The sequence below is a fragment of the Nitrosomonas sp. genome, from assembly GCF_043753625.1.
GTDB lineage: Bacteria > Pseudomonadota > Gammaproteobacteria > Burkholderiales > Nitrosomonadaceae > Nitrosomonas.
Genome location: NZ_JAYUWI010000117.1, coordinates 1 through 10,653 on the forward strand (window position 1 = coordinate 1; position 10,653 = coordinate 10,653).

Here is a 10,653-nt window from a genome sequence, read left to right on the forward strand (position 1 = left end):
CCGTCTCGGTCAGGATGTTACACCAACCCTTTGTTTCCTAATGTCACTTGGAAAAACAAGACAATTTCAACAGTTAATTACTACATAGCCAAAATAAAACTACGCGCAGCAAACGTGAGTTACGTAACCGTGCCAAAGCCAGTCTGTACCAGATGCTGGCACGGCATGGCTGGCGCAAACTGGCTCCGGATAAAAGACATCCACAAGCCGACCCAGCAGCGCGCGAGGCGTGGAAAAAAACTCTCCGAGCGGCTAGCCGAGGAAGTGGCGGCTTTTGCGGTCCCACGCCCGCTACACCTAATGTTTCAGGACGAAGCACGTTTCGGCCGCATCAGCGATGTGAGGCACTGCTGGGACAAGAAGCCCCATCGTCCCATGGTACGTGTGCCATGTTGACGCAACAATACACCTACGCCTATGGCGCAGTCAGCCCGCTGGATGGACGATTTGATTCCCTGATCCTGCCCTGGGTGAACGGGGACTGCATGCAACTCTTCGTGAATGAGATCGCGGCACGTTACCCGCATGAAAATATTGTTATGGTTATGGGCGGCGCAGGCTGGCACAAAAGCCAGGCCATGAAATTGGCAGAGAATATGCGAATCTTGTTTCTACCGCCTTACTCGCCAGAACTCAACCCGCAGGAACATGTGTGGGATGAGTTGCGGGGAAGTTCTTTCATAACCGTACCTTCGATAAGTCTGGATGCGCTTGAGATTCATCTGGAAAGCGCGCTAAAAAACCTTGAATCAAGCCAGGAAACTATGCGCAGCATTACCGGATGGGATTGGATTATTAATGCTGTTCCTGAGTGGAATTGGAATTACCCCATCACTCAGTAGTTTTATGCGTTTCCCAATTCAACTACGATGCATTCAAAGTGCACAGTGGTTTTGAGTACTACAGCAAGCGCGACTGGATTACATATCAATTAAACCAGCCCTAGCAGCGGCTCGTCCATCAGTGCGATTTGTTCGCGTAATTCCAGAACGCGTTCTTGCCAATAGCGTTGCGTATTAAACCAAGGGAAGGCTTGTTTGAAGGCTGGGTCTTCCCATCGTTGCGCTAGCCAGGCGGAATAATGAATTAGGCGCAAGGTGCGTAGGGATTCGACCAGATGCAGTTCGCGTGAATCAAAATCGTAAAAATCTTCATATCCGGCCAATACGTCATTCAACTGTCGCGTCATGTCAGAACGCTCGCCGGACAACAACATCCACAAGTCCTGCACCGCAGGTCCCATGCGACTATCATCAAAATCTACGAAGTGCGGACCGTTATCTGTCCACAGTACATTGCCTGCATGGCAATCGCCATGCAGACGTAGTGATTTCACATTGTTGCCAGCACGCTCGAAGCAAAGACGCACGCCAACCAACGCTTGTTCTGCTACGCTGCGATAGGCAGCCTCAAGATCAATTGGGATAAAATTATTTGTTAGTAAGAAATCAAGCGGTTCTACACCGAAACTCGTTATGTCCAGGGTAGGGCGATGCTTAAACGGCTTGAGTGCACCAATGGCGTGGATGCGTCCCAAAAAGCGCCCCATCCATTCCAGCGTGTTTCGGTCTTCAAATTCTGGCGCACGTCCACCGTGTTTGGGAAAAACGGCGAAACGAAATCCTTCGAAGGTGTGCAGTGTTTTTCCACTCAACACCAATGCAGGTACCACAGGAATTTCGTGTTCGACCAATTCCTGCACGAAAGTATGTTCTTCAAGGATGGCTTCATTTGTCCAACGCCCCGGTCGATAGAATTTTGCTACCAGCGGCGAACCTTCTTCCATCCCTACCTGATAGACGCGGTTCTCATAGCTGTTAAGTGCCAGCAGACGACCATCGCTGTGGCAATCCAAGCTGCCTAACGCGTTCATGACGCAATCGGGGGTAAGTAAAGAGAAAGCTGGCGATGTCATTGCTATAGCTCTTTGCGCATTGATTCATTCTCCAAAGGTAGACTAATCTCAATCAACCCCAAGTCATTCCAGCCTGCGTGACCCAAGCCGCGCAATGTCTCAATGTTCTTATCGAATATTTTCCCGGCCTCGGGAAAAGCCAACACCGCCTGCACGACACTGGCTTTGCGCAGCAGATGCATCATGGGATAGGGTGACCGGTTGGTGTAGTTTTCGATATCGTCTGGTTGCGTCCCGGCAAATTGATACTGCGGGTGAAAACTGGCCACTTGCAATGCATTTTCCAAATCCATGTCCTCCAGTGCCGTATCGACCACATCGAGAAAATCGTTGTAGTCGATAAAATCAGTAAGCACATAGGGATGAATCAGCAAGGTTGTGTCAATCTTTTCTGCCGGCGTTTCAGCTAATATTTCCAGTGCATGCATCAGGTCACTTAGCAAGTCCTCATGCGTGGTTGCACTGCTCACCGCATAGCTTATCTGATTTTTCACGTGTACGGCCTTGGCGAAAGGGCACAGATTGAGGCCGATGACAGCGCGCTCTAACCACAGTTTGGTCGCAATTATTATTTTCGCGTTTGTTGCGATATTCATTTTATTTTTAAATGCTCCAGAATATTCAGTTATGCTCGCCAACCCGGTTAGCAATTCCACATTCCATGTAATCTCTACGGATTCAATTCCCCAGCTCTTGGGGCGATAGCTGGTTGAGAACCACTGGATTGAAGAGCGCAGGTAATACCTGTTGCTTGTGGTGGGATGCTTTACTGGAGGTTTTTATTGTTAGTTGTTGAATTTATTTTCCTACATAATGGCTACACAAACGCAGAAAATAAAAAAGCACTTAAGATTATTGGTCTTTAAGTGCTTTCTTTTATTGGTGGCCAAGGGCGGAATCGAACCACCGACACAAGGATTTTCAGTCCTCTGCTCTACCGACTGAGCTACTTGGCCATTTGAGAAATGTCTAGACAAAAAACGGATAGGCCTATTTATTGAATTGTAAAAATATTGTTCGATGAATTGGCGCGCCCGGCAGGATTCGAACCCACGACCCCTTGGTTCGTAGCCAAGTACTCTATCCAACTGAGCTACGGGCGCTAAGCACAATCAAATTACTTCCAGCTATTTTATCAACCGGGAGATTATAGCAGATTGAAGCAATTACGGGATTCGAACTTATGCTTTTGTTACTGTATTCGATGCCTTCAAACTGTAATCGACTGAGCCGATTGTTTCTCTACAAATAATCGATATTTCTTTTGCGGGGGCGATAATGGTGTATTTGGTTGGTCTTGTCAAGGTTTAACTGCATGAATACTTGCTCTGATGCTTATATATCTTCTTCTGGTTCCGGGTCTTTTCGCAATGGTATTTTTGCCGCTATCGGCTTGGTGATATCTTTTGTGGGATTTACACTGCCGGGTATTCTTGGTGTTGCGCAACTCACATCAGTGTTTTGTGCACGATGCCGTAGGGCATGATCGATCAACACCAGTGCAAGCATAGCCTCGACGATCGGTGTGGCGCGAATACCGACACAGGGGTCATGCCTACCATGCGTTTCAACGATTACCGGACTGCCAGTTTTGTCAACTGAATGGCGTCCAAGGCGAATGCTGGATGTCGGTTTGATGGCGACATTGACTGTGATGTCCTGTCCGGTTGAAATACCCCCTAATATGCCGCCCGCATTGTTACTTAAAAACCCATCCGGAGTCATTTCATCCGAATGTTCCGTGCCTTTTTGTACAATGCTGGAGAATCCTGCACCGATTTCAACACCTTTTACCGCATTGATATTCATCATCGCATAAGCAATTTCCGCGTCCAGTCGATCATATACTGGCTCTCCCCAACCGACCGGCACACCTTGTGCCACCACGCTGATCTTGGCCCCTACTGAATCACCGGATTTACGCAGTTTGTCCATAAACGTTTCCAGTTGGCCGGTGTAGCTGTTGTCTGCAACAAAAAAAGGATTGTGATGGACGTCTTCCCAGTGTTTGAAAGGGATTTCTATCGGCCCCAGTTGTGACATGTAACCGCGAATGACAATGCCAAATTTTTCTTGCAGCCATTTCTTCGCAATAGCGCCGGCTGCAACACGGACTGCCGTTTCACGAGCCGATGCGCGACCGCCGCCACGATAATCTCGAATGCCGTACTTTTGCCAATAGGTGTAATCAGCATGGCCAGGACGGAACACGTCCATGATCTTGCTGTAATCCTTGCTGCGTTGATCTTCATTGCGAATCAACAATGCAATCGGTGTGCCGGTCGTTTTGCCTTCAAATACACCCGATAGAATTTCTACCGTGTCGGATTCGCGCCGTTGTGTCACATGACGCGATGTTCCCGGTTTGCGCCGGTCCAGTTCCAACTGGATATCTTCTGTGGTTATCGTTAATCCGGGCGGACAACCATCCACGACGCAACCAATCGCGGGACCATGAGATTCGCCAAAAGAGGTGACACTGAAAAGCTTGCCAAATGTATTTCCAGACATTCTGTTTTTCTCTTAAAACTGATTGTATGAGTCTATCATACGCACCCGTGGTTTTTTGAATCGACATAAAGGAAATGGGTGATTCGCTTCCTGCAACCTGTGAAATTCACGTCATCCAATACGAAACAACCACGAATCCGATTGAGGAATATCAATAATGAAATACTTTCATCATGCTATACCTGCGGTAAAATGCAGGCCATTACCTAAGGACTATTATAAATAGTATATCGTCCTTTGGGATATACGAAGATAAACGGGATTATACGAATTTCTGAAATATCCGAATACGCATACGCCCTACATTGAATACTATTAAAATTAAAACCGGGAGCTTGCATGAATACACCACGCGTTAAAGAATTTCTGATCAATCTGCAAGATAGCATCGTCAAAGGGCTAGAGCAGGCGGATGGTAAAACATTCAAACGTGATCAATGGGATCGCCCGGAAGGTGGTGGCGGAATGAGTAGTGTCATTGAAGATGGCAATGTATTGGAGCGCGGTGGTGTTAATTTTTCCCATGTGTATGGCGCCGGATTGCCGGCATCAGCCACGGCTGCACGTCCTGAATTAGCTGGCCGTTCGTTTGAGGCGATGGGTGTATCGCTGGTTTTGCATCCGCGTAACCCTTATGCGCCCACAGTACATATGAATGTGCGTTACTTCGAAGCGCGCAAGGAAGGTGCTGACCCGGTCTGGTGGTTTGGCGGCGGTATGGATCTGACGCCTTATTATGGCTATGCTGAAGATGCGATTCATTTTCATCAAACCTGCAAGAATGCGTTACAACCGTTCGGCGATGATTGCTACCCGCGTCTGAAGAAATGGTGTGATGACTATTTTTATTTAAAGCATCGTAAAGAACCACGTGGTATTGGTGGCGTTTTTTTCGATGACCTGAATCAACCCGATTTTGATAGCTGCTTTAAACTGATCCAAAATGTGGGTGGATATTTTTTGACAGCTTACCGTCCCATTTTGGAAAGACGTAAAGACACGCCATATGGTGAACGCGAGCGCGATTTTCAAGCGTACCGGCGGGGGCGCTATGTGGAATTTAATCTGGTATGGGACCGGGGTACTTTATTCGGTCTACAATCGGGCGGACGAACGGAATCCATCTTGATGTCTTTGCCGCCGATTGTTAAATGGCGCTATGACTGGAAACCGGAAGCGGGTAGTGCAGAAGATAAACTGTATACCGATTTTCTGATTGGTAAGGATTGGCTGTGACCAATTTGATCCATTGGTTAGGAGCATACAGCAGAATGGGAATTAGCCAGTGAACAAGCTATCGCTGAATATGCAAATTCTGCTTGGTACGCTATTAGGTGTTGTATTGGGGCTTTGGTTTGCCCAGTTAGGACAGGCGTCAAGTATTACACAAAATGGTTTGTATGCTGCCAAACTGGTGGGTGCATTGTTCATTGATTTATTGCGAATGGTGTTGATCCCACTGGTTTTTACATCAATTGTGGTCGGGGTGGCCAATTTACGTTCGCATCAGCAAATGAATCGTGTTTGGCAGGTGACGCTCATCTTTTTTGTTTCGACGATGGCGCTGGCCGTTGTATTGGGATTAACGGCTGCTAACTTATTGCAACCCGGTGGTGGCTTACAGATAGCCATGTTTCAGGATGCGATGCAAGGTTTTCAGGCAACGCAGATGTCACTACCTGATTTTTTTGCAGATTTCTTGCACTCATTGTTTCAAAATCCAATCGCGGCACTGGCACAGAGCAATGTTTTGGCTGTCGTGATATTTGCTTTATTGCTGGGTATTGCGTTGGTGGTGGGCGGTGAGCGTTATCGCAATATCCTGACATTAATGCAGGAATTTCTAGAATTGATATTGATGTTGGTTGGCTGGATCATGCGTCTGGCGCCATTTGGAATCATGGCGTTATTGTTGCAGCTGGTCGCCACGCAAGATACCAGCTTGCTAACAACTTTGATCAAGTTTGTAGCTATTGTTATGGGGACCACTTTGTTGCATGGTTTAGTAGTGCTACCATTAATTCTTTATCTAATTACCGGCATGACACCCCTCAAATTCTGGTTGGGTGCACGTGAAGCATTAATTACTGCTTTTGCCACCAGTTCTAGTGCAGCGACACTGCCCGTTACATTACGTTGTGCGGAACAGCATTTGCATGTCAAACGAGATGTGGCAGGTTTTGTTATTCCATTGGGTGCGACCATGAATATGGATGGTACGGCACTCTATGAAGCAGTTGCGGCTTTGTTTATTGCCAATCTGGTTGGGATTGAACTGAGCTTTGTGCAGCAGATGATTGTATTTTTGACGGCCATGCTAGCCGCAATCGGTGCACCCGGTATTCCCAGTGCCGGTATGGTAACGATGTTAATGGTGCTGCAATCGGTTGGATTGCCGGTTGAAGCGATTGCTATTCTATTACCAGTTGATCGAATACTCGATACAGTTCGCACTATGGTAAATGTGGAAGGGGATTTGGTGGGAAGCCTGGTGGTACAAAAATGGATCAAACAAGACCAGTCAAACGAATAAAGTATTTATCATTTCAATTTATTAAATCAGATCGTTATCAATAAAACGTTGCTGAATCTCCCGTATCTTCTCAGCGTTGTTGATCAATGCCTCAACACAATCACGATCCAGTTTGGAGTTCGACATTTTTCGCAACATATTAAAAGCATCTTCATTACTCCACGGTGCTTTATACGAACGACGTGAAGTCAATGCATCAAACACATCGGCTACTGCGCTGATACGCGCTTCAATAGGAATTTCTTCGCCTTTTAAACCTTTGGGATACCCACTGCCATCAGCCGCTTCATGGTGAAATTCAGCAATATTTCGCAAGATATTGGCGTGCCCAAAAGTACCAAGACTGAAATCTTCAAGAACCGAATCTATAATTTCACGGCCTTTCGCCGAATGAGTTTTCATCACATCAAATTCTGCGGAATCCAGTTTGCTCGGTTTACGTAGGATATTATCCGGAATACCTATCTTGCCAACGTCATGCATCGGTGAGAACAAGAAAATATGCTCAATTTGTTCATCGCTAATTTTATAGCTTGGAGAAAGCTCGCGTGCAATGAGCCGAGCGTAGTGAGCAGTCCGGTCAATATGTGAACCGGTTTCAAGATCGCGGTAATGTGTCATGTTGCGTGCAGCGCGGACTGCAGCAAGCAAAGTGCGTATGGCAGTTAATTCATTGATCACCATCAGCGCGATTAGATGTCCATAGATGTCAATTTGACGCAGCGTTTTGGGTGCAAATGGGTGCTCTTGAAGTGAATTAAAAAACAAAAAGCCAATGAAAGTACCGCTTTGATAGAGTGGCATGGTGTAACTGGATTTATAACCTTTGGCAGCGACACGTTGGGTATGTTCATGGGTGCCTTGGGAAAAAATATTGAGATCCTGAACCAAGCGTGGACGGCGATGTTCGATGATGGCATAAAGTGATGGCGCGGAACTGAGCGGTGCGTCGTAGGTGGTTACCGGGCTGTCATTACCCTCCGTGCTATGGGTGTAGGTTTTGAGCATTTCTGTTTTTTCGTCAAACAGGGCAATGGCCAAGCGATCAATAAATGGAAAATCTTGGCGAATGACTTGATGTAAGAAACGCAGCTTTTCAGTCAGTGGTAAATTTTCATGTAAATTCGCCAGTGTATCCTGGTGTGTAAAGAGATCTTCTTCCTGTTGCATAAAAATCCTCCCAGCAAGTGATTATGGTAATGATAATCAAGGTTGCTTTGCCAGCATTAACCGGTGGCATAACAATCGCGCAATGGTTGCTATCAATAAATTTAGTGAGCATTTTAAATGATTTACTTCGAACATGTCGTGCTGGTTTGAAGAACCGATAGACAGAATAGATTTGGTAATTTTCGTTGATTCGTGAGTAGGATTGATGTGCGACAAATAGCCGCGCGACAATTTGTCACATTCCAAAAACAACGCATTCTTTTTACAATTCGCTCAACGTGGTTAATTCGGATTTGAAAGTTTGCGAATGCCACGGCAAAGAGTGAAATTATTTTCATTATAATTCCGGAGGATGAAAAGCGTACAAGAAATCCAGAGTGCGCTGTCATAACACTTATGAGAGTACCCAAAAGACTTGAGTCATTAATTGAAGAAGGTTTAATTGATAGTGTGATATGCCAACTGATGAGTGGCAAAGAAGCCATGATCTATTTAGTGGGCTGTGGGGATGCTATTCGTTGCGCTAAAGTATATAAGGAAAGCAATAAACGCAATTTCCAGCAACGCGCTAATTATACAGAAGGGCGCAAGGTTAAAAACAGCCGGCGTGCCCGAGCGATCGAAAAGGGAAGCCGTTATGGCCGTATTGCATGCGAGGAAGCTTGGCAAAGTACTGAGATCGACATGTTATGCCGTCTTGGAATGGCCGGTATACGTGTGCCAAAATTCTATAGTTTTTTTTCCGGCGTCTTACTAATGGAACTGATTTCAGATTCAGAAGGAAATGTGGCGGATAATCATCAAGCACGCCATATGATTAAACGTGATATTGATAATCTAACAGCTTATTTCAGCCGGTTTGCTCCAGAATTAGCTCAATCTGATTATGCGGCGGAGATATGGTCCTTCTATCAACGTGGAAAATTACCACAGGCCCAATTGAGCGGGAATGTTAAACAACAGGACAAACCTGTTAATGTTAATAGTATTCTGGAGATTATTGACGCAGTAATTAAAAAGGAAGCCGCTTGGCAACGGCATAAACAGACCAAATGGGGTAATCCTTTGTCGCAATGCTAACGCGCTTGTTAATCTAAAATCGTTGAAGATGTTAATTGACCTGTATACGCCGGCTTGTGCTATAATTTCGCTTCTGACGCGGGGTGGAGCAGTCTGGCAGCTCGTCGGGCTCATAACCCGAAGGTCGTAGGTTCAAATCCTGCCCCCGCAACCAATAAAATCAAGCACTTAGTGACTAAAAATCCTAAGTGCTTTTTTCTTTTCTAAAAATTGTAACCGTTTTGTAACCGTATTTGATCAATATTAAACAATAACACACCTGCATAAATGCAGATTCACCAATAAAAAAACCAGCATCAAAAGAATGCTGGCCAGTTTTAAAAGTCGATTACTAAATTAATTGTTCTGAGTTTTGTTATTCTGAGTTTTATTATTCGGATGATTAGGTCTAGTTTCCGAGTGATTTTTTTCAGGGTCTGCTCTATGGTCAGAATGTTGTGCTTTGATTTTGGCCTCTAAAGCATCCCTTTTTTTATCAGCTGCTTGATTGCATAAATTTAATGCTTCAAAATCTTTAGCCGTTTTTACACAGCTAAGACGCTCTTCTGATAGATGGATCCATTCTTTTATATTTCCAATTCTACGGTCTTTTTCAGCTTTTAAATCTTTATCCTGATCGGCAGCAGCCAGTATGGGTGATGAAAAGACTAGACATGCAGCCAGTATCGCCAATAGGTTAAATAGTTTCATTTTAATATATTCCTTATTTAAAAATATTTATTTAGAGATTTTAAGAGTTACGCCGCTAATAATGACCATTATTCCTAAACTAATCTGTACGGTACATAACATTGTTCAGCGGAAAGTTCTGAAAACATGTGCCAATGTTGCCCACGGTGGGCAGCACCAAAACAAAAAACCCCACCATATGAAAGGCAGGGTTTAGAGAGAGCGTGAATATTCTACGCTCTAGCTGTCAACACCCTACCGCCATATACGTCCTGTATCTCAAAAACGCTAAGCGAGAAGCCAAGACTTTTTGCCGCTTGTTCGGCCTCAGATTCAGTTCTATGGGTACTAATAAGTGCGCCTTTCATGCCAAGCCCACAAGTTTCTTTGAGTTTTAGAATAAAGCCATTTGGTAGTTTTTTTTCCATTCTTTGCTCCGTAATATGTATGATTAAATCTAATCGCTTAATCGTCATTCTGGTGCGGCATCCTCACATAGTAATTTATCAAGTTCCGCAATTCGTGACTTACGCTCTTTGCTGTTGATACGCATCTCAAAAAGAGGCGGCAAATCGAAGTCACTATCAATCTCAAAGTATCCATAAATTATCTCTTCCATAAATACTGAAAACAGCGAGTCTTGTATCTCAATCACCTGCTTACCGTTAACTGATACACCAGCTTCTTTCAAAGCGATTGCCAGCCAGTCAACTCTTTCGAAATACCGATTCGGGATAATTTCGGTTAGTGTTCGTCGGTTAACAATACGCTCGAC

At 45.1% G+C, this 10,653-nt stretch carries 11 protein-coding genes and 3 tRNA genes; 5 read left to right on the forward strand and 9 right to left on the reverse strand.

What is annotated here, in order from left to right:
* The first annotated feature begins 152 nt into the window (after positions 1-152).
* A complete protein-coding gene (locus ACH10T_RS09710; RefSeq protein ID WP_394809084.1) occupies positions 153-842 on the forward strand; it encodes a transposase in 690 nt (229 codons plus the stop codon).
* 89 nt (positions 843-931) lie between these two features.
* On the opposite strand, the gene ACH10T_RS09715 is transcribed toward ACH10T_RS09710, so the two are convergent.
* From ACH10T_RS09715 to aroC, 5 genes are all read right to left on the reverse strand, one after another.
* Complete coding sequence (locus ACH10T_RS09715; RefSeq protein WP_394809085.1) at positions 932-1,915, reverse strand: serine/threonine protein kinase; 984 nt, start codon at positions 1,913-1,915, stop codon at positions 932-934.
* Between the two features lie 2 nt (positions 1,916-1,917).
* Positions 1,918-2,511, reverse strand: coding sequence for a DUF1415 domain-containing protein (locus ACH10T_RS09720; protein ID WP_394809086.1), 594 nt, complete (start codon positions 2,509-2,511; stop codon positions 1,918-1,920).
* Between the two features lie 284 nt (positions 2,512-2,795).
* Positions 2,796-2,871: transfer RNA gene (locus tag ACH10T_RS09725), tRNA-Phe, on the reverse strand.
* 70 nt (positions 2,872-2,941) lie between these two features.
* Positions 2,942-3,018, reverse strand: a tRNA-Arg gene (locus ACH10T_RS09730).
* A gap of 232 nt (positions 3,019-3,250) precedes the next feature.
* A complete protein-coding gene (gene aroC, locus ACH10T_RS09735; protein WP_394809087.1) occupies positions 3,251-4,426 on the reverse strand; it encodes a chorismate synthase in 1,176 nt (391 codons plus the stop codon).
* A 339-nt stretch (positions 4,427-4,765) separates the two neighbouring features.
* Between aroC and hemF the strand changes: the two genes are divergently transcribed.
* Together hemF and ACH10T_RS09745 are read left to right on the forward strand one after the other, a co-directional pair.
* Positions 4,766-5,662 (forward strand): oxygen-dependent coproporphyrinogen oxidase, encoded by an 897-nt coding sequence (hemF, locus tag ACH10T_RS09740; protein ID WP_394809088.1) that lies wholly within the window; start codon positions 4,766-4,768, stop codon positions 5,660-5,662.
* Positions 5,663-5,711: 49 nt separating this feature from the next.
* Positions 5,712-6,959 (forward strand): dicarboxylate/amino acid:cation symporter, encoded by a 1,248-nt coding sequence (locus tag ACH10T_RS09745; protein WP_394809089.1) that lies wholly within the window; start codon positions 5,712-5,714, stop codon positions 6,957-6,959.
* 21 nt (positions 6,960-6,980) lie between these two features.
* Here the strand turns inward: ACH10T_RS09745 and ACH10T_RS09750 are convergent, their stop codons facing one another.
* Positions 6,981-8,129, reverse strand: coding sequence for an HD domain-containing phosphohydrolase (locus tag ACH10T_RS09750; RefSeq protein WP_394809090.1), 1,149 nt, complete (start codon positions 8,127-8,129; stop codon positions 6,981-6,983).
* Between the two features lie 396 nt (positions 8,130-8,525).
* Between ACH10T_RS09750 and ACH10T_RS09755 the strand changes: the two genes are divergently transcribed.
* Positions 8,526-9,209, forward strand: a complete 684-nt coding sequence (locus ACH10T_RS09755) for an RIO1 family regulatory kinase/ATPase (protein ID WP_394809091.1) — start codon at positions 8,526-8,528, stop codon at positions 9,207-9,209.
* A 77-nt stretch (positions 9,210-9,286) separates the two neighbouring features.
* Positions 9,287-9,363 (forward strand) — tRNA-Met (locus ACH10T_RS09760).
* A 182-nt stretch (positions 9,364-9,545) separates the two neighbouring features.
* Here ACH10T_RS09760 and ACH10T_RS09765 read toward each other — a convergent pair.
* The 3 genes from ACH10T_RS09765 to ACH10T_RS09775 form a co-directional block, all read right to left on the reverse strand.
* Complete coding sequence (locus ACH10T_RS09765) at positions 9,546-9,899, reverse strand: hypothetical protein (protein WP_394809092.1); 354 nt, start codon at positions 9,897-9,899, stop codon at positions 9,546-9,548.
* A gap of 212 nt (positions 9,900-10,111) precedes the next feature.
* Entirely contained in the window at positions 10,112-10,306 is a 195-nt protein-coding gene (locus ACH10T_RS09770) for a hypothetical protein (RefSeq protein ID WP_394809093.1), read from the reverse strand.
* 44 nt (positions 10,307-10,350) lie between these two features.
* Positions 10,351-10,653, reverse strand: a 303-nt coding sequence (locus ACH10T_RS09775) for a hypothetical protein (protein WP_394809094.1), incomplete at its 5' end; no start/stop codon positions are given.

What these genes read in the sequence shown, in the direction of transcription:
- ACH10T_RS09710 (WP_394809084.1), top strand. Translation starts at nt 153, where the DNA reads ATGCTGGCACGGCATGGCTGGCGCAAACTGGCTCCGGATAAAAGACAT.
- ACH10T_RS09715 (WP_394809085.1), bottom strand. Translation starts at nt 1,915, where the DNA reads ATGACATCGCCAGCTTTCTCTTTACTTACCCCCGATTGCGTCATGAAC.
- ACH10T_RS09720 (WP_394809086.1), bottom strand. Translation starts at nt 2,511, where the DNA reads ATGAATATCGCAACAAACGCGAAAATAATAATTGCGACCAAACTGTGG.
- aroC (WP_394809087.1), bottom strand. Translation starts at nt 4,426, where the DNA reads ATGTCTGGAAATACATTTGGCAAGCTTTTCAGTGTCACCTCTTTTGGC.
- hemF (WP_394809088.1), top strand. Translation starts at nt 4,766, where the DNA reads ATGAATACACCACGCGTTAAAGAATTTCTGATCAATCTGCAAGATAGC.
- ACH10T_RS09750 (WP_394809090.1), bottom strand. Translation starts at nt 8,129, where the DNA reads ATGCAACAGGAAGAAGATCTCTTTACACACCAGGATACACTGGCGAAT.
- ACH10T_RS09755 (WP_394809091.1), top strand. Translation starts at nt 8,526, where the DNA reads ATGAGAGTACCCAAAAGACTTGAGTCATTAATTGAAGAAGGTTTAATT.
- ACH10T_RS09765 (WP_394809092.1), bottom strand. Translation starts at nt 9,899, where the DNA reads ATGAAACTATTTAACCTATTGGCGATACTGGCTGCATGTCTAGTCTTT.
- ACH10T_RS09770 (WP_394809093.1), bottom strand. Translation starts at nt 10,306, where the DNA reads ATGGAAAAAAAACTACCAAATGGCTTTATTCTAAAACTCAAAGAAACT.